The 17,018-nt window shown below is 64.2% G+C and carries 19 protein-coding genes and 1 pseudogene; 10 read left to right on the top strand and 10 right to left on the bottom strand.

The genetic code is table 11. From position 1 onward, the window contains the following. Positions 1 to 60: 60 nt before the first annotated feature. From ACX80L_RS05330 to ACX80L_RS05310, 5 genes are all read right to left on the bottom strand, one after another. Positions 61 to 651, bottom strand: coding sequence for a hypothetical protein (locus ACX80L_RS05330; RefSeq protein ID WP_459288169.1), 591 nt, complete (start codon positions 649 to 651; stop codon positions 61 to 63). A 95-nt stretch (positions 652 to 746) separates the two neighbouring features. Next, complete coding sequence (locus tag ACX80L_RS05325; RefSeq protein ID WP_133082107.1) at positions 747 to 968, bottom strand: hypothetical protein; 222 nt, start codon at positions 966 to 968, stop codon at positions 747 to 749. Between the two features lie 185 nt (positions 969 to 1,153). Beyond that, positions 1,154 to 1,669: a hypothetical protein gene (locus tag ACX80L_RS05320; RefSeq protein ID WP_459288167.1), complete on the bottom strand. Its 516-nt coding sequence runs from the start codon at positions 1,667 to 1,669 to the stop codon at positions 1,154 to 1,156. Positions 1,670 to 1,786: 117 nt separating this feature from the next. Beyond that, a complete protein-coding gene (locus tag ACX80L_RS05315; protein ID WP_133082109.1) occupies positions 1,787 to 2,035 on the bottom strand; it encodes a hypothetical protein in 249 nt (82 codons plus the stop codon). 197 nt (positions 2,036 to 2,232) lie between these two features. Continuing rightward, positions 2,233 to 2,490, bottom strand: a complete 258-nt coding sequence (locus tag ACX80L_RS05310; RefSeq protein ID WP_133082110.1) for a hypothetical protein — start codon at positions 2,488 to 2,490, stop codon at positions 2,233 to 2,235. A 244-nt stretch (positions 2,491 to 2,734) separates the two neighbouring features. Here ACX80L_RS05310 and ACX80L_RS05305 point away from each other — a divergent pair, with 244 nt between their 5' ends. Beyond that, entirely contained in the window at positions 2,735 to 3,235 is a 501-nt protein-coding gene (locus tag ACX80L_RS05305; protein WP_459288164.1) for a hypothetical protein, read from the top strand. Between the two features lie 326 nt (positions 3,236 to 3,561). Here the strand turns inward: ACX80L_RS05305 and ACX80L_RS05300 are convergent, their stop codons facing one another. Further along, positions 3,562 to 3,822, bottom strand: coding sequence for a hypothetical protein (locus ACX80L_RS05300; protein ID WP_133082112.1), 261 nt, complete (start codon positions 3,820 to 3,822; stop codon positions 3,562 to 3,564). Between the two features lie 277 nt (positions 3,823 to 4,099). Between ACX80L_RS05300 and ACX80L_RS05295 the strand changes: the two genes are divergently transcribed. Next, positions 4,100 to 4,411 carry a hypothetical protein gene (locus ACX80L_RS05295; protein WP_133082113.1) on the top strand — a complete coding sequence of 104 codons (312 nt, stop codon included), beginning with the start codon at positions 4,100 to 4,102 and terminating at the stop codon, positions 4,409 to 4,411. A 900-nt stretch (positions 4,412 to 5,311) separates the two neighbouring features. On the opposite strand, the gene ACX80L_RS05290 is transcribed toward ACX80L_RS05295, so the two are convergent. Next, positions 5,312 to 5,686: a hypothetical protein gene (locus ACX80L_RS05290; RefSeq protein ID WP_459288162.1), complete on the bottom strand. Its 375-nt coding sequence runs from the start codon at positions 5,684 to 5,686 to the stop codon at positions 5,312 to 5,314. A gap of 354 nt (positions 5,687 to 6,040) precedes the next feature. Between ACX80L_RS05290 and ACX80L_RS05285 the strand changes: the two genes are divergently transcribed. After that, on the top strand, positions 6,041 to 6,541 hold the full coding sequence (locus tag ACX80L_RS05285; RefSeq protein WP_459288160.1) for a DinB family protein: 501 nt from the start codon (positions 6,041 to 6,043) through the stop codon (positions 6,539 to 6,541). Between the two features lie 124 nt (positions 6,542 to 6,665). On the opposite strand, the gene ACX80L_RS05280 is transcribed toward ACX80L_RS05285, so the two are convergent. Further along, entirely contained in the window at positions 6,666 to 7,388 is a 723-nt protein-coding gene (locus ACX80L_RS05280) for a hypothetical protein (protein WP_459288158.1), read from the bottom strand. A gap of 744 nt (positions 7,389 to 8,132) precedes the next feature. On the opposite strand from ACX80L_RS05280, the gene ACX80L_RS05275 reads away from it, so the two are divergent. From ACX80L_RS05275 to ACX80L_RS05245, 7 genes and pseudogenes are all read left to right on the top strand, one after another. Beyond that, the gene (locus ACX80L_RS05275; RefSeq protein ID WP_459288156.1) at positions 8,133 to 8,666 is read left to right on the top strand and encodes a GNAT family N-acetyltransferase; all 534 of its coding nucleotides are present in this window, start codon (positions 8,133 to 8,135) and stop codon (positions 8,664 to 8,666) included. A gap of 101 nt (positions 8,667 to 8,767) precedes the next feature. Beyond that, complete coding sequence (gene gatC / locus ACX80L_RS05270; RefSeq protein WP_459269215.1) at positions 8,768 to 9,064, top strand: Asp-tRNA(Asn)/Glu-tRNA(Gln) amidotransferase subunit GatC; 297 nt, start codon at positions 8,768 to 8,770, stop codon at positions 9,062 to 9,064. A 3-nt stretch (positions 9,065 to 9,067) separates the two neighbouring features. Next, complete coding sequence (gene gatA, locus ACX80L_RS05265) at positions 9,068 to 10,582, top strand: Asp-tRNA(Asn)/Glu-tRNA(Gln) amidotransferase subunit GatA (RefSeq protein WP_133082125.1); 1,515 nt, start codon at positions 9,068 to 9,070, stop codon at positions 10,580 to 10,582. Then, positions 10,582 to 12,096 (top strand): Asp-tRNA(Asn)/Glu-tRNA(Gln) amidotransferase subunit GatB, encoded by a 1,515-nt coding sequence (gene gatB / locus ACX80L_RS05260; RefSeq protein WP_133082126.1) that lies wholly within the window; start codon positions 10,582 to 10,584, stop codon positions 12,094 to 12,096. The genes gatA and gatB overlap by 1 nt, the downstream gene beginning before the upstream one ends. A 25-nt stretch (positions 12,097 to 12,121) precedes the next feature. Then, positions 12,122 to 13,012 (top strand): aminoglycoside phosphotransferase family protein, encoded by an 891-nt coding sequence (locus ACX80L_RS05255; RefSeq protein ID WP_459288154.1) that lies wholly within the window; start codon positions 12,122 to 12,124, stop codon positions 13,010 to 13,012. A 147-nt stretch (positions 13,013 to 13,159) separates the two neighbouring features. Next, positions 13,160 to 14,203 (top strand): annotated as a pseudogene (tdh, locus tag ACX80L_RS05250) (L-threonine 3-dehydrogenase). A gap of 15 nt (positions 14,204 to 14,218) precedes the next feature. Then, positions 14,219 to 15,484 (top strand): glycine C-acetyltransferase, encoded by a 1,266-nt coding sequence (locus tag ACX80L_RS05245; protein WP_459288152.1) that lies wholly within the window; start codon positions 14,219 to 14,221, stop codon positions 15,482 to 15,484. A 31-nt stretch (positions 15,485 to 15,515) separates the two neighbouring features. On the opposite strand, the gene ACX80L_RS05240 is transcribed toward ACX80L_RS05245, so the two are convergent. After that, entirely contained in the window at positions 15,516 to 15,899 is a 384-nt protein-coding gene (locus ACX80L_RS05240) for a YchJ family protein (protein ID WP_133082130.1), read from the bottom strand. 34 nt (positions 15,900 to 15,933) lie between these two features. Continuing rightward, positions 15,934 to 16,956 carry an NADPH:quinone reductase gene (locus tag ACX80L_RS05235; RefSeq protein WP_459288150.1) on the bottom strand — a complete coding sequence of 341 codons (1,023 nt, stop codon included), beginning with the start codon at positions 16,954 to 16,956 and terminating at the stop codon, positions 15,934 to 15,936. Between the last annotated feature and the right edge of the window lie 62 nt (positions 16,957 to 17,018).

The following is a 17,018-nucleotide window of genomic DNA, read 5'->3' as shown; positions in this document are numbered from 1 at the left end:
TGCAGCCAGCACCGGCGGACGACACCAGCGGAACGGGCTTACTGGCCGTAAGTCGATGGGTTACCGGGCGTTGTCCGCAGGGCCGCCAGCGGTGGGGAACTGGGCGATGAGTGCAAGTAGCTTTTTCCGGCGTCGACGGGTCCAGATGGGGTACCAAGCTCCGACGGAGAAGAAGAAGATGGTTGCAAGTATCCAGAACCAAGGGTGTTCGGGATTGTCGATGATCAAGTAGATTCCCATGACCCCGAACGCCCCGAACAACAGGGGGCCAATCCAGGCCATGACTCGGTCCGCGCGGATCGCCTTACGGAGCTCGGGAACCCATTGTTCGGCTGATGCGTCGTCCGGGATCCGGCGTGTGGACATTGCTCGTTCGACGTTGGTCTGTGTAGGCGAACCCGAGGGCTTCTTCTTTTCCCTGGCACTCTTCCACCGGTTGACCCAAAAGATGACAGCGGAGAGCGCAAGGCCTGAGAGAACGGCGAGGGCAACGTCGGCCAACACGACCGTCTCGCCGGTAAGAAGATCCTTTCCCAGCAAGAAGACTGCATACAACACAGCAATGACGAGGAAGATGATCCAGTTCGGAGTGCGTCGGAGAGCTCTGACCCAGAAGCCCTTCTTTCTGACATCTTGTTCTGTGGAAGTCACACCCACAGTCTGTCAGTCCAGGTACCACTCTGACCGATAAGCGGATGCTTCTGCGAACCTATGCCCTAGGTTCCGTGCTCAACGATTGCTGAGTGTCATCGAGTTAGAAGATCAGCCGCAACGATCACGAGCCCGCCTGCGAAGAGCATCACCGACACAGCCACCCATACCGTAGCCAGGCCAGCTGCAATTTCGGGCTGCCGGTCCGCGCCGATGTTGAAGGCTTGGAGCAGCACGTTAGCCTGGAAACGCCCAATGACCTTTCTTCCACGGAATGCAGCAACCGCGAGCAAGATCATTACAAAACCAGCGCCCACGCGCTTCACCTTGCTTTCGCTAAAGCGCTCATATGGTGAAGGTACCAGCCTGAGCGGAGAGGGATCCGCTTACGTGCGGCGTGTGCTGCGTAGGGTGTACCCCGACGTAGCGGTAAGAGATTCATGACTGATAACCATGACTGCGAGGCTTAGGCTGGGCCTTTGGTCGCCTAGGCTGCCGTCTGTCAGGGCAAATTAACGTATGCCCCTAGGCCCTCTGATACGTTGAAAAGCCGAACGCCGATTGCATCAAGCTCCTCTAATCCATGCAGGGTTGATTCCCGCGCCGAACTTGGTCCGTTGGGCACGGACCCCTTTTTCCGCCGGTAAAAAACCGATTTATCGTCGAACATAATTTCTCCCACACTCGCGTGCAGGATTTGGTTTCGTTGCATTAAAGCTTCTTTCGCTTCCACCAGTGTTGCCGTGACGTAGGACTTATCCTCGTCGCTAAACAACTTTGATGTAGTAACCAGTTTTTTCGCAAGGTCGGCCATTGCTGACGCACTCATGTTTGCAGTCACGGTATAGCCAATATGGAAGTTGTCGGCGTTGATCAACTGTGCACATAGACGCACTATGTTCTCTTCAACACGTGCTGCCCAGATAGCAATGCGGCCTACAGCAGCTTCTCCTTCGGCTGGCATACCGGTCCAAGTACGATGCCCCTGTACTACCGTCGCTTCTTCCTCTGCGTCCATTACTGGGAGCCTTTCCGTCGGCCGAGTTCCTAAACTTGTCATACGGCAGCGCAGCCTACGCCTGGGCCCGGCCCTCGACCATGAAACGCCGCAAGCTCAAGGTGCATAGGTCATCCCTTACCGGTTAGGTTCGGTTTCTCCAACGGTGGTGGCATCCTCTCGACGGCGTTCTGTCCAAATAACGGCCAGTAGTAAGACGATCCAGGCCACAAGGACAACGCCGAGCACGATCAGCATCGTGGTGAAACCAGCAAAAACGTTCAATGGAATCGCGATGAACACCATCACTGGAGCCGCCCATACCGCCAAGCGCTGGCTCATGGTCATTCTCCGGTGGTGTTCGCCTTCCTGTGCAGTGCTGCTCATGGAGTCCTCTCGCGTATTTACTCGTCAGCCTAGGGGACAAGCATTGACGCTCCGAATGCGGTGATGTACGAACTGCCCGTAAGTCGATCCTCGAGTGGGACGGCCAGCGATTCCTGTCCGGGACAGCCAGAAAGATGAAGTACAACCCGTCTATCGCGTTCCCGAAGTGCGGGCGCCGGTACAGCGATCCCTGAGGGCTATTGCCGATCCCAGCCGTGTACGCGGTCGGTCACGCCGACGAAGATGAGGAGAAGGCCGAAGAGCACCGTCCCGATGCAGAATCCGATGTAGTTCCTGATGCCGTGCGCCTTGAAGACGGTCAGAGCCCTCTTGGGGGCGGCGGGCTTCCTGAGTGTGGCACGGAACCGGTTGATCCGTGGGATCAGCAGGGCGCACAGGACCCCGACGCCGACGAAGGCTGCGCCGATGACCGCGGTGATGATCCGTTCTTCCATTTACACAGCCTGCCACCGGAAGCCGCGATCATCACACAGGGCGGCGCTGTTCCCTCCGACGGGCGTCAGCGCAGAGCGTCCTTGCGCATCTGCTCGATGTCGCGGCGCATAGCGTGTAAATATGATCGCGGACGAAACCACTAAGAGTCGATCGGCGGCTTCGTATTGAGCGAGATGAGGTATCACTCTGGGCTAGAACGCTAACCGACGTCCGCTGATCGATGCTCTAGCGGGAAGGGTACTGATGGTCGAGCAGGCGTTGGCCCTGTACTTTGACCCAGAAGGGAAAGGGCCCTCAGTGCGCACCAGTGGAAGATCAACGTACGCAGCGGTAGGCGTCATCGGGACCCTTTTGACTGCAGCCTGTAATGCGCCGCTGCTGGAACATGAGTCTCTCGATGTCCTTGGTACTGCGTCGACGGCCGCCGACAGTCCGCCAAGTGAGTCGGGGATCACCTACCTCGATGCAGGATCGAGCCGCTTGCTCACTGAGACTGCAGGGCTGCGCTTTGTTGCAGGCATAGAGACGACAGAGTTTGGATCAAGCACTTGCCTGGTCGTCGTCGCTCCGGGTTATGAACAAACTACTGGCGGCTGCGGCTTCAACGCTGGTGAGAAAGAAAGTGGCTCCTACATCGCCTTCGGCATTGAGGCCAGACTCATACCTGATGGAGCCAAGGCCGAGACCTACATTGCAGATGGCTGGGACCAACCACACCCGAACCTTGTTATTCGAGCGGACTAGAGATAACAGCGGCTAGCTACTGTGGGACACCTTTCACGTACCGCAAAAGGATCCTTCCGCGTTCGTCAGTTCGGATACGGATGGCAGACTCGCACCATGGGGTTTTGGACGAAGTTTCAGCAGTACCTTGGTCTCGACTGGGTGCAGGTTTTTGATCAGTATCGACGATCAGAGCGCAACGCGCGTCTGATCTGCAGTAGGTGCGGGGCTTTCGTCGCACCTGAGAGTCAAACATTGCAAACGGAGTGGCACCGCACGACGGAACGCTAGGTCAGTATTGGTCATGACCGGCGTCCGATAGCGGATCCAGTACCGGAGGATGCAGCTCAGCTTAAGGTCCTGATGTTTCGCCTGGTGGCCTTACGGAGGATCCAGGCCAGCACCAGCAGAGCGAGAGCAACAACAGCGAGCCCTATCGCGATGGAGCCGGCGAGGAGAATGACTGTGGGAGGGCCGTCGATCGGCAGGCCTGCTGCTTCTGTCATGTTGTACTCAACAGCTGATGCGATTGTTGCCCCGATGTATAGGACGATCGCCACAGCACCGAAAACAACGCCAACTCTGGCTACACGCTTCGATGAATCCACCGTCTGTACCCCCGTGTCAGTTGGAGTCTCAAACGGTACCCGCTCGGTGAACTGTGGACTTCACCTTCAAGACCCGTGCCAACCCTCGGCTGGATTAGCTGATGCGGCACAAGCTGCCCGCACAGGGATCCCTCACCGCACTCAGCCATGGGACGTACGGCTAACAGGTGGGTTTCGATCCCGCGGAAGCGTTGATGTGGTAACTACCTGGGTCCACACTTAGGCACATGGGGTTCCGCTTCTTGGAACAAAGACGTAGGTCGAACTAAGGAGTGACATGTCTGGTGCAACGCTGGCGAAGTCCACGATGACGTTCGGAGCGCGGTTCGGAGTCGCGGCAGTCGCTCTGCTTGTATTGGGCCCGCTCATCAATACGAACTTCGGCGTCGGAAACAGCTTGACCTTCCTGTCGCTACCCGAGATCTGGGATACCGCACCAGCAGCCGTGCTGGTATCGCTGATCTACGTGGTGCTCTTGTTTACTAGCTTCTTACTCTCCGTAGTCCTCGTTACAACCTCCCTCATCATTCGTCACAGCGAGACAAGCGAAGAATCATCCATGAAGGACGCTGCCTCCACCATTCGCTGAGCGCAGCTTCCCGCTCAGCGCCATTCCCGCAGGAGGATCCCTAAGCGGACACAACTCTGAATATCTTCACGCTGTTCATGAGACATAACTGGATTGACTAGCTACTTCTTGTCCTCGTCCTTCCCTCGGGACGACTTGCGGTCGATCAATACGATTATCACCAGAAAAGGAATGCAAAAAGCGAAGAACATGACAGGTTGACCTAGAACGAGAGTAAGAAGGAAAAGTCCGCCGACCATGACTGCCAGTATCAACCAGCTCAATGTTTTACTCACAGGACCACAGAAAGGGCATGTGGGGTTCATCAGCGTCGACTCCGCTGATCGCAAGACGGTCCTTAGGCGACAGCGTGATGGTCGGCTGTAGCACTATCAGGGCAACCAGTGGAACGATGACGACCATGGCGAGCTACCCGCGAAATCGACGCGAACGGCCCGAACCTCCGCAGCCAGACTTTGTGGTCGATCTTCATCAAACACTTGATCTCGCGGTCCTGCGAAATGAAGCTGCTGTCACTACCACTCGGTCATACACGGGGTGGGAGGAGGAACATGCAGCAGCGAATGGATGGCGTACCAGCATCGTGCAACGCGCAGGCTCGGGCAAGACGATGGAAATTTGGTACGACAACCTCGATGACGACGTCTGCGTTGTCGGTGATGTGGAGTACCGGGAGTGGATTTGGGATCTGGGTGATGACACGTCCGCTCGTGAATGCTTGGACGAACTCGACCAACTTGTGGACGCCTTCGCACGTGATCAACTACCAGGACCACCCCCGGCGAAGAGTAAGTATGCTCCAGTTCTCGTACTGAGCGTCCTCGCGGCAAGTGTCGCATTAGCGCGGCGCCATCGTCGCCCACGCTGACAAGCATGCCGAGCGCTCAGTAGCAGGATCCCTCAGCGGCCATCTGGCGAGGAAGCGCCGTTCGGACAAACAATCGGATCACTTGTCCGTGGTTGACCTGCGAGGTGATACCTTCGGATAGCCACTACTAGGAAAATAGTGCTGAGTATCGGCAAAAGCGGGAACACGAAGCGATCGCTCCAGAGCACGAACCACCCGAAGAAGCCCCAAAACAGGACGGTGAAGACGCCGAACCCGATCAGTGAGCGTCGGGTAGGAATCTGGGGAAGAGGTTCAAGTTCTTCTCGTCGTAGGTCATTGAGTTCCCTGGCTGCAGCGACAGAGAGTGGAATGAAGAGCGCGAGGAAGAGTGCGATGCTCACCAGCTCGCTCCAAGCGCCTGAAATTTCAAGTGCTTCTGCGATCACAAAGATGAGCGTCCGAATCACTACCGCCCAGATCACTATCGCAATGATCACCGTCGACGAGCGGTATGTAGCGACTTCTTTCGGAATTCAGGCATGAACACAGCAAACCACGAGTGACGGAAACCAAAGTCGTCCTCGTGAGGCTGGCTTGATTGGTATCAGTCGAGGCCGGGGCCTGGTCAGCGTCCCTACCGCCTTGCTTCTTCAGAGATGAAGGATCCCTCTGCGGAATCGCTGGCCGTCCCGCTCGAGGATCCGTCACCGGGAATCTTGTTCAGGCCGTTCCGTAGCTTTTGGCTAGTGGGGTTGGGCGCGCCTATGCCGTACCTCGACCCCCTTGACTAGCTTGGGCAGATGGACATCGACACTCGGACTGACCCGCCTACTGCAGCCGGAGAACGGGAATCTCTGACCGGCTTCCTGGATTACTTCCGAGCCACTGCAGTGATGAAAGCCAGTGGCCTCAGCGATGCCGACGGCGCTAAGCGGCTCGTGCCCTCGCTGACAACGGTGTCAGGGTTGGTGCAACACCTGACTGACGTTGAGCAGTTCTGGTTCCAGGACCGCATCGACGGCCGGCACGATGTTCCCACCCGATGGTCCATAGAGGATCCCGACGGGGAGTTCCGGGTAAGCGAACAGGACAGCCTGGCAGGCATCATCGACGACTACGAGGCTGCCTGCCGCCAATCCCGAGAAGTGCTGCAGCGGCATGAAATGGACGATCTCTGCCGCGGTGGAGACGACGGACAAAGCGTGCGTTGGGTTCTGCTGCATATGATCGAAGAAACGGGTCGGCATTGCGGGCACTTAGACATCCTGCGCGAACTGCTGGACGGATTCACCGGAGATTAGGCAAGGAATCTCCCAGCCCGCCTCAGCTCGGACACGTCGGCAGCGTGGGCGCACGAGGATCGCTGAACGTATCTCTTTGGTCTTGCAGGCTTGGACGTTCGGCCGTGATTCCGACTGTTGCTGGTCAAGCACGTCGAGGCTTCGACCAGTGTGGGTGCCGGTAGATCGACCTACGTCGGGGGCGTGAAAGCTCGACGATTTCAAGCACAGGACCGCCAAAAAGCGCCGACGGGTAAACATACGGCCGACCCGAGCGATCGTGAATGATCATTAGTTTCGAATCTTGGAGGTAGACATACCCACCAAGAAGTGTGCCACCCAATGAAGAACGGGGATCGCCGACGAGAATCTCGACTTTGTCCTCCACACCGATAAAGCGCATAAGTGCGGCTCGGGCTTCCGACTGCCATGCTTCCGGCCATGATATTGATTCCATGGCGTAACCGTTCGGTCTCTCAACGACTGGCGGAACCACGGCACGAGGGACTGGCTCAGGCTGATACTGCGCGGGGCGGTTCTTCTCCGGTCGGCGACGGGTGCGGACAAGCGGGCGCACTTCGCCCTCGTAGAAGGTGATCGCCGCGAAGGCGTCGACGTGACGGTGCGTTATATTCTGCCCGCTCATCGGCAGTGGGTAGGACGGATCCTCATACCATGCAGCGATCGCCTGAACATGTTCGAGGTCTTCATCAGAGATAAGCAGGGCCTGCTGGGCGAGCTCGTCCTCCCCGTAGTCCCACAGACTCGCCGCAAGTTGGCGTTTCGAGATGTGGACGAAAAAGTTGTGACGTCCCTGAAGGAGCTCCTCAAGCTCCGCACTGACCTTCCGGGGTACCGACGGACTCATTTGTCGAAGCTACACCGAAGAAGGCGCAAGTGACTCGAAATGCTTTTGCTCATCAAGATGCAAGCTGGTGAGGGGCGCCGGTCGATGGCCTCTTCGTCAAGCTATCCGCAAGCCGATCGCTAACAGACATGTGCGGCAGGTATTTCGCTGTGTCCGTCAAGATCGGCTAGGGGTTGTCACGATGCGTTCGTTCACTGTCCCAAACAAAGACTGCAAGACCAGCCCCCGCCACGACGGCGCAAACCAGTATCCACCAGTTGCCCTGAGTTGCGCCGAAGTAGACACCTGCAATAAAAAAGAACAGGACGGGAATCGCCCCGAGAACGCTTTGGATTCGAGCGCGATCACGATAAGTGACAATCCGACTGCGGTTTTTGTTCAAGGTTCTACCTTTCGGACGGTTGTAGTCACAGTACCCGGAGACCGGCAGGCCTTACGGCTACCGAACCAACAGCTCGAGTCTCCGAGTCGTTCCGTACCGCGCCCGTAAGTCGGTCCCTTACTCGGACAGTTGCAGATGAGCGGTCGGGGAAGGAGGCGGCCGCACAGACACTGCACTCAAGGATTCCCGTAACACCCGCCCGAGAACATGCCCGGTGAAGGTGCCTTATACGGACACCCTCCTGCCGCCTGTAGGCGGTCCACCGGAGGTGTCCGGGTGCCACTGCGGTCGAACGTCCGCCCGGGGCCGGGACATCACCTGGCCGGGCGTCGTCGAGCCCTGCCCCATGGCAAACTGAACCGGTGACTTCCGCTCCGTCCGGCAACGCCGTGTCCGACTCCCGCCTCACCATCCGTCCCGTCCAGCCGGAGGACTTCGACGACGTCCGTCGCATCACGCGCGGCGCCTACCTGGAGGCCGGCTACTTCGCCGACGATTCGCACCCCTACATGGCGGTCCTGTCCGACATCGAGCACCGCGCCCAGCACGCCGAGGTGTGGGTCGCCGAGCGGGACGGCGCCGTCGTCGGGTCGGTCGCGCTGACGTTCGCGGGCCAGCGGTACACGGACATCGCCGTCGAGGGTGAGCTCGAGTTCCGGATGCTGGCCGTGGACCCCGCCGTCCAGCGCGGGGGCGTGGGCCGGGCCATGGTCGAGCGCATCATCGAGCATGCGAGGACGCTTCCCGGGATCGAGGCGGTGAGCCTGACGAGCGGTTCGGACATGGTGCGGGCGCACCGCCTCTACGAATCCATGGGGTTCGTCCGCGTCCCCGATCGCGACTGGGAGGTCCCCAACGAGGACATCCTGCTCTGGGTCTTCCGCCTGCCGCTCTGAGACGGGGAAGCGTATGGGACGTCCCGCCGGATGCCGGGTGCCGGACGCGCCAGCACTAGACTGGAGGGCAGATACCCACTTCCGACTTCCAGGGGAGATCCATGGCTGAGATCAACCGGGACGACGTCGCGCACCTCGCGCGCCTCGCCCACATCGACATGACCGACGACGAGCTCGACCGCATGGCCGGTGAGCTCGCGGTGATCGTCGACTCCATCAAGACCGTGAGCGAGGTGGCGGGCGACGACGTCCCCGCGACGAGCCACCCCATCCCGTTGAGCAACGTGTTCCGCGACGACGTCGTGGGGGAGACCCTCACCAACGAGGAGGCGCTCCTCGGCGCCCCTGACAACGCGGACGGCCGCTTCAAGGTCCCTGCCATCCTGGACGGGGAGTAACCCATGACCGAGATCATCCACCTCTCCGCCGACACCCTCTCGCAGAAACTCGCGTCGAAGGAGGTCTCCGCCGTCGAGGCCACGCAGGCCTACCTCGACCGCATCGGCGCCGTGGACGGCGCGATCAACGCCTTCCTGCACGTCAACACCGACGAGGCGCTGCTCGTCGCCGCCGAGGTGGACAAGGCCAGGTCCGACGGCGACACCCTGCACCCCCTCGCCGGCGTGCCCATCGCGGTGAAGGACCTCATCGTCACCAAGGGCCAGCCCACCACGGCCGGGTCGAAGATCCTCGAGGGCTGGCAGAGCCCCTATGACGCCACCGTGGTCCGCAAGCTGCGCGCCGCGAGGATGCCGATCCTCGGCAAGACCAACTTGGACGAGTTCGCCATGGGGTCCTCCACGGAGCACTCGGCCTTCGGTCCCACCCGCAACCCGTGGGACCTGGACCGGATCCCCGGCGGGTCCGGCGGCGGGTCCGCAGCGGCCGTCGCGGCGTTCGAAGCCCCGCTGGCCCTCGGCACCGATACCGGCGGCTCCATCCGGCAGCCCGGCGCCGTCACCGGGACGGTCGGCGTGAAGCCCACCTACGGCGGGGTCTCCCGCTACGGTGCGATCGCCATGGCCTCCTCGCTCGACCAGATCGGCCCCGTGTCCCGGACGGTCCTCGACAGCGCCCTGCTGCACGAGGTCATCGGCGGCCACGACCCCCACGACTCGACGTCGCTGACCGATCCCGTCGGCGCACTCGTCGAGGCCGCCCGCCTCGGCCAGGTCGAGGGCATGCGCATCGGCGTCATCAGGGAGCTGCAGGGCGAGGGCTACCAGGCCGGTGTCCTGACGCGCTTCTCGGAGTCGCTCGAGCTGCTGCGTTCGGCGGGTGCTGAGATCGTCGAGGTCTCCTGCCCCAACTTCCAGTACGCGCTCGGTGCCTACTACCTGATCATGCCGTCGGAGGCCTCCAGCAACCTCGCGAAGTACGACGGGGTGCGTTTCGGGTTGCGTGTGGTGCCCGACGGCGCCCCGACGATCGAACGCGTCATGGGGGCCACCCGCGCCGCAGGCTTCGGGGACGAGGTCAAGCGCCGCATCATCCTCGGCACCTACGCGCTGAGCGCCGGCTACTACGACGCCTACTACGGCTCGGCGCAGAAAGTCCGCACACTCATCCAGCGCGATTTCGCCGCAGCCTTCGAGCAGGCCGACGTGCTCATCTCCCCGACAGCCCCGACCACGGCGTTCAAGCTGGGGGAGAAGCTCGACGATCCGCTGGCGATGTACCTGAACGACGTCGCCACCATCCCGGCGAACATGGCGGGCATCCCCGGCCTGTCGCTGCCGGGCGGCCTCGCGGACGAGGACGGGCTGCCGGTCGGCATCCAGCTCCTCGCGCCGGCCCGCCAGGACGCGCGCCTCTACCGGGTGGGCGCCGTCCTCGAATCACTGCTCGAAGACACGTGGGGCGGCCCGCTGCTGGCCCAGGCCCCGGCCATTCCAGGAAGCGCAGGTGGGAAGTAATGACTGCTGTAACCGATGAGGTCCTGACCTTCGACGAGGCCATGGAGAAGTACGATCCCGTGCTCGGGTTCGAGGTCCACGTGGAGCTCAACACGAGGACCAAGATGTTCTCTTCCGCACCCAACGCCTTCGGGGACGTGCCCAACACCAACGTGACGCCCGTGGACCTCGGCCTGCCCGGCGTCCTGCCCGTCGTCAACGGCGTCGCCGTGGAGTCCGCGATCAAGATCGGCCTCGCGCTGAACTGCAAGATCGCCGAGAAGTGCTACTTTGCCCGGAAGAACTACTTCTACCCGGACACCCCGAAGAACTTCCAGACCTCCCAGTTCGAGGACCCCATCGCGTACGACGGCTCCATCGACATCGAGCTCGCCGACGGCACCGTCTTCACGGTCGAGATCGAGCGCGCCCACATGGAGGAGGACGCCGGCAAGCTCACCCACATGGGTGGCTCCACGGGCCGCATCCAGGGCGCCGAGTTCTCGCTCGTGGACTACAACCGCGCCGGCGTGCCCCTCATCGAGATCGTCACCAAGCCGATCGAGGGCGCCGGATCGCGAGCCCCCGAGCTCGCGAAGGCCTACGTCGCCGCGATCCGCGAGATCGTCAAGAACCTCGGTGTCTCCGACGCCCGCATGGAGCGCGGCAACGTCCGCTGCGACGCCAACGTCTCCCTCCGCCCGCACGGCCAGGAGAAGTTCGGCACCCGCACCGAGACCAAGAACGTGAACTCGCTGCGCGCCGTCGAGCACGCGGTCCGCTACGAGATCCAGCGGCACGCCGCCGTCCTGGACTCCGGCACGCCGATCCTGCAGGAGACGCGCCACTGGCACGAGGACACGCGTTCGACGACATCAGGGCGCCCCAAGTCCGACGCCGACGACTACCGCTACTTCCCCGAGCCCGACCTCGTGCCCGTCGTGACGAACGATGCGTGGATCGAGAAGCTGCGCGCCGAGCTCCCCGAGCCCCCGGCCGAACGCCGCAAGCGCCTGCAGGCCGACTGGGGCTACTCCGACGCGGAGTTCCGCGACGTCGTCAATGCCGGCGTGATGTCCTCGATCGAGGACACCGTGGCCGCCGGCGTGAGTGCCGCCGTCGCCCGCAAGTGGTGGATGGGCGAGATCTCCCGCCGTGCCAAGCTCGCCGACCTCGAGCCCGCCGAACTGGGCGTGACGCCCGAACTGATCGTGGAGCTGAACGCGCTCATCGAGTCCGGCAAGATCAACGACAAGCTCTCCCGCGACGTGCTCGACGGCGTTCTCGCCGGCGAGGGTACGCCGGCGGAGGTCGTCGAGCAGCGCGGGCTCGCCGTCGTGTCCGACGACGGCCCGCTGCTCGAGGCGATCGACGGCGCCCTCGCGGCCCAGCCCGATGTCGCCGACAAGATCCGCGGCGGCAAGGTCCAGGCCGTCGGCGCGATCGTGGGCGGCGTCATGAAGGCGACGCGCGGACAGGCCGACGCCGGCCGCGTCCGTGAGCTCATCCTGCAGCGCCTCGGCGTCGAGGGATAGCTCCAGCAGGATCCGGGAGGGTGCGATGGCGGTTCTGCCGAGGGCGGAGATCGACATCCCACCCTCCCTCGTCGTATCGCTGCTGGCAGACCAGCACCCGGACCTCGCGGACCGCGCCCTGCGGCCCGCGGGCCACGGCTGGGACAACGAGCTCTTCCGGCTCGGACCGGACCTCGTGGTGCGGCTGCCCCGGCGGCAGGTCGCCGACGCGCTGATGGTCGCCGAACAGCAGTGGCTGCCCGTTATCACGGCGCGGCTGGCCGTGCCGACGTCGGCGCCGCTCCGGTGCGGTGTGCCCGGTCCCGGCTACCCCTGGCACTGGTCCGTCGGTCGGTGGATCGAGGGGGAGTCCGGCATCACCGTGCCCCGCGCCCGTCGCCTGCCGGCGGCCCGCCCGCTCGCACGGTTCCTCGCGGAGTTCCAGCAGCCCGCTCCGCCCGGTGCCCCTGTCAGCCCCGTGGGCCGGGGCGGGCCGCTGGCGGCGCGGGACGACGTCCTGCGGGACCGGCTCGCATCGCTGCCGAACGCCCCGGAGGGCCTGCTGCTCCGGGTATGGGACGAGGCCCTGGCCGCTCCGGCCTGGACGGGCCCGGACCTCTGGCTGCACGGCGACCTGCACCCGGCGAATCTCGTGCTCGGACCGGACGGCGTGCTGGCCGGCGTCGTCGACTTCGGGGACCTGTGCTCCGGTGATCCGGCGACCGACCTCGCCGCCGCATGGCTCGTGTTCGACGCGGCGGGCAGGTCGGTCTTCCGCACGGAACTCGAGGCCCTGCGGCCGGTCGACGCCGCCATCTGGGCGCGGGCGCGGGGCTGGGCGACGAGCATGGGCAGCGCCCTGGCGGCCTCGTCCGACGACGCCCCGGAGTTCCTCGCCCTCGGACTCGAGGTCCTTTCGGCGGTGCTCGAGGACTGACGGCGGCCCCGCCGTGCGCTCGAGCCCACGCGTGCCCGCCGTCGTCCGCTGATAGTGTTGCTGCCGGGCATATCCCGCCCGGCACTCGTACCGCACAGGCCCGGCCCATCCCGCCGGAGGCCCGGAGCGGCATGGAAGGAATGTCCAGTGAAGGCGCTGTACAAGTCCGGGGCGCACCCCGGTTTCGAACTCGTGGATCGACCCGAGCCCGAGGCAGGGTGGGGCGAGGTCAAGATCCGCGTGATGACCACCGGCATCTGCGGCACCGACCTCCATATCGAGAGCTGGGACCCCTGGGCGCAGGGCATGATCTCGGCACCGCTGATCCCCGGCCACGAGTTCTACGGCGAGGTCGTGGCCCTCGGCGAGGGTATCCGCGGCGTCCGTGTCGGCGACCGGGTGTCGGGGGAGGGCCACATCGTCTGCGGCGTGTGCCGCAACTGCCGGGCCGGCCGCCGACAGATGTGCATCCACACCTCGAGCGTCGGTGTGCAGCGCGACGGCGCCTTCGCGGAATTCGTCGTCGTCCCCGAGACCAACGTATGGGTGCACGACGCAACCATCACCCCCGAACTCGGCGCCGTCTTCGACCCCTTCGGCAACGCCGTCCACACCGCGCTCAGCTTCCCGCTCGTCGGCGAGGACGTCCTCATCACCGGGGCCGGCCCCATCGGTCTCATGGCCGTCGCCGTCGCCCGCCACGCCGGGGCCCGGAAGATCGCCATCACCGACGTCTCCGCCCCGCGCCTCGAGCTCGCCCGCGGCGTGGGCGCCGACATCGCCGTCGACGTCAGCCGCATGCGCATCGCCGAGGCCCAGCACGCACTCGGCATGAAGTAGGGCTTCGACGTCGGGATGGAGATGTCCGGGCACGCCACGGCCCTGCCCGAGATGATCGACAACATGAACCACGGCGGGCGGATCGCCATGCTCGGCCTGCCCTCGGGGCCCATCTCGATCGACTGGGGCAAGGTGGTCACGCACATGCTCACCCTCAAGGGCATCTACGGGCGGGAGATGTTCGAGACCTGGTACGCCATGAGCGCCATGCTCCAGTCCAACCGGACGCTGCGCGAGGCGGTGTCGTCGGTGGTCACCGACTGCCTGCCCGCGGGCGAATGGCAGCGGGGCTTCATGACAGCGCGCGACGGCGCGAGCGGCAAAGTGGTCCTCGACTGGACGACCTTCTAGGGAAACGGGAACACCATGTACTCAGCAGTCCGCGGCCAGCTCGCCGATGAGCTCGACGCCATCCGAAGCGCAGGCCTCTTCAAGCGCGAGCGGCGCATCTCCTCGCCCCAGTCCAGCACCATCACAGCGGGAGCCCTCGGGGCAGGTGACGCGCGGGTGCTCAATTTCTGTGCGAACAACTACCTCGGCCTCGCCGACCATCCGCAGATCATCGCGGCGGCCAAGACGGCCCTCGACGAGCGGGGCTTCGGCATGGCCTCGGTCCGCTTCATCTGCGGCACCCAGGACCTGCACCTCGACCTCGAGCGGCGCGTCTCGGAGTTCCTCGGCACCGAGGACACCATCCTGTTCTCCTCCTGCTTCGACGCGAACGGCGGTGTCTTCGAATCGCTCCTCGGCGCGGAGGACGCCGTGATCTCCGACGCACTCAACCACGCGTCGATCATCGACGGCATCCGCCTGTCCAAGGCCCAGCGCTTCCGCTACGCGAACCGGGACATGGCGGACCTCGAGGCGAAGCTGCAGGACGCCTCGGGGGCCCGACGCCGCCTGATCGTCACGGACGGCGTCTTCTCCATGGACGGCTACCTGGCTCCCCTCGAGGCCATCTGCGACCTGGCCGAGCGGTACGACGCGATGGTCATGGTCGACGACTCGCACGCCGTCGGCTTCATGGGTGCGACCGGCGCCGGGACCCCGGAGCACGCGGGTGTCGCGAGCCGGGTGGACATCTTCACCGGGACCTTCGGCAAGGCGCTCGGTGGTGCGTCCGGCGGCTATGTCGCCGCCCGCGCCGAGATCGTCGCCCTCCTGCGCCAGCGGGCCCGCCCGTACCTGTTCTCCAACTCCCTCGCGCCGTCCATCGTCGCCGCGACCCTGACGGCACTGGACCTCGTGCAGAACAGCGGGGAGCTCCGGGAGACCCTCGCCCGTAATGCGGCCCTCTTCCGCCGCCGCATGACCGAGGAGGGCTTCGAGCTCCTCGAGGGCGAGCACGCGATCATCCCGGTCATGTTCGGCGACGCCGTGCTCGCCGCCCGCACCGCCGACGCCATGCTCGCGCACGGCGTGTTCGTCACGGCGTTCAGCTACCCCGTGGTGCCGAAGGGCGCCGCCCGCATCCGCGTGCAGCTCTCCGCAGCGCACACCGGCGAGGACATCGAGGCCTGCGTGCAGGCCTTCGTCGCCGCGCGCGCCGAGGTGGACGCGGGCAGTCCGGGAGCGGATGGCGGGCAGGCGTCCGACGCCGGCGCGCCGGGCGCGCACGTGGGTGGCGCGTAATCCGGCACCACCTCGCGGGGTGCTGCAGGTCCTAGGCGCGCACGTCCCCGTCGACATACATCCAGCGCCCTTCCACCCGGACGAATCGGCTGCGCTCCTGCAGCAGCCCCGACCGCCCGGCTCTCCGGAACGATGCTCGGTACTCCACCACGCCGGCGTCGTCGCAGTCGCCGCCGAGGACCGTGTCGACGATCTGCAGGCGACGCCACTCGACGTCCCCGTCGAGATCGACGGTATCCGGACGTGTCGATGGGTCCCACGAATCGAGCAGGTACCTCTCGAGCCCGAGAGCGAACGCCGAGAACCGTGAGCGCATCAGTGCTGACGCCGTCGAAGCTGCCCCTCCCCGGTGGAGCGGCCCGCAGCATTCCCCATACGGCAGAACGGTTCCGCAGGGGCAGTCGTCGAGCGTCATACGCTTCCTTTCCTGACCGGGAAGGGTCGATCGCTCAGGAGTTCTCGTCGGAGACGCGAATGATGACCTTGCCGGTCACACCGTTCTCGACGGCGTCGTGAGCGGCGCCGGTCTCCTCGAGCGGAAACCAGGAGAGGGGGAGTCCGGCAGCCTTCCCGACAGGCAATACCCCGCTGCTCAGCGCCGCCGTGATGTCCTCCGCCGCAGCGGCGAGCGCATCCTGACCCACCGTGTAGAGCAGCAGGCCCTGCCAGCGGACGTTCTTTGCGAAACTCGCGACCACGGGGGCGGTGAAGTCGTCACCATTGTTGTTCGCGTAGTACGCGATGGAGCCATGGTTGGCGATCACCTCGACGTCGAGCGCCGCGTTCTGCCCGGGAGACACCTCCACGACATGGTCGACGCCGCCCGGAGCAACCTCGCGGATGTGGTGGGCGAGGGAGTCGTCGGGGTAGCGGAGCACGTGGTGGGCCCCCGCAGCGAGACCGAGCTCGGCCTTCGCGTCGCTGCTGACCGTTGCGATGACGGTTGCGCCCGCCCAGGCGGCGAGTTGGATCGCCGCGTGGCCGACGGCTCCGGCGCCGCCCTGGACGAGGACTGTGCGTCCCTCGAGGGCGCCGGGAGCGAGTCGCGACGGCCCCTGCTCGTGGACGGTCAGGGCGCGGTGCGCCGTCATCGCCGGTACACCCAGGCTGGCTGCCACATCGAGATCGACGCCGTCCGGCAGGCGGACAGCCCGTTCGGCGGGAATCACGGTGAACTCCTGGGCGGTGCCCGTCGGGCGGCCGTGAGCAGCGAGGTAGATCCATACCCGGTCGCCTACCTGCGGCTCGATGACGCCCTCCCCGACCGCGTCGACGACTCCGGCGCCGTCCTGGTTGGGGACTACCTCGGGGAACGGGAGGTCGCCGTCAGCGCGGGCCTTCCAATCTGTGGGATTCACGCCGGAGTTGACGATGCGGACCCGCACTTCGCCCGGACCGGGCGTCGCTACGTCGCGGTCGACGAGAGAGAGAACGGAGGAGGGACCGGTGGAGGAGTAGACGATTGCTTTCACGACTAGCCGGAACTATCGGTGCCCGGACGGTATTCCCTGGGCTCGGGGTCCGCCCTATCGAC

It is taken from the genome of Arthrobacter sp. MDT1-48-3, from assembly GCF_054511015.1.
Note: the sequence above shows the minus strand (reverse complement) of the source record. Positions and strands in the feature narration are given on the sequence as shown.

Coding starts and splice junctions, on each gene's coding strand:
- ACX80L_RS05320 (WP_459288167.1), bottom strand. CDS start 1,669: ATGGACGCAGAGGAAGAAGCGACGGTAGTACAGGGGCATCGTACTTGG.
- ACX80L_RS05315 (WP_133082109.1), bottom strand. CDS start 2,035: ATGAGCAGCACTGCACAGGAAGGCGAACACCACCGGAGAATGACCATG.
- ACX80L_RS05310 (WP_133082110.1), bottom strand. CDS start 2,490: ATGGAAGAACGGATCATCACCGCGGTCATCGGCGCAGCCTTCGTCGGC.
- ACX80L_RS05305 (WP_459288164.1), top strand. CDS start 2,735: ATGGTCGAGCAGGCGTTGGCCCTGTACTTTGACCCAGAAGGGAAAGGG.
- ACX80L_RS05295 (WP_133082113.1), top strand. CDS start 4,100: ATGTCTGGTGCAACGCTGGCGAAGTCCACGATGACGTTCGGAGCGCGG.
- ACX80L_RS05285 (WP_459288160.1), top strand. CDS start 6,041: ATGGACATCGACACTCGGACTGACCCGCCTACTGCAGCCGGAGAACGG.
- ACX80L_RS05280 (WP_459288158.1), bottom strand. CDS start 7,388: ATGAGTCCGTCGGTACCCCGGAAGGTCAGTGCGGAGCTTGAGGAGCTC.
- gatC (WP_459269215.1), top strand. CDS start 8,768: ATGGCTGAGATCAACCGGGACGACGTCGCGCACCTCGCGCGCCTCGCC.
- gatA (WP_133082125.1), top strand. CDS start 9,068: ATGACCGAGATCATCCACCTCTCCGCCGACACCCTCTCGCAGAAACTC.
- gatB (WP_133082126.1), top strand. CDS start 10,582: ATGACTGCTGTAACCGATGAGGTCCTGACCTTCGACGAGGCCATGGAG.
- ACX80L_RS05255 (WP_459288154.1), top strand. CDS start 12,122: ATGGCGGTTCTGCCGAGGGCGGAGATCGACATCCCACCCTCCCTCGTC.
- ACX80L_RS05245 (WP_459288152.1), top strand. CDS start 14,219: ATGTACTCAGCAGTCCGCGGCCAGCTCGCCGATGAGCTCGACGCCATC.
- ACX80L_RS05240 (WP_133082130.1), bottom strand. CDS start 15,899: ATGACGCTCGACGACTGCCCCTGCGGAACCGTTCTGCCGTATGGGGAA.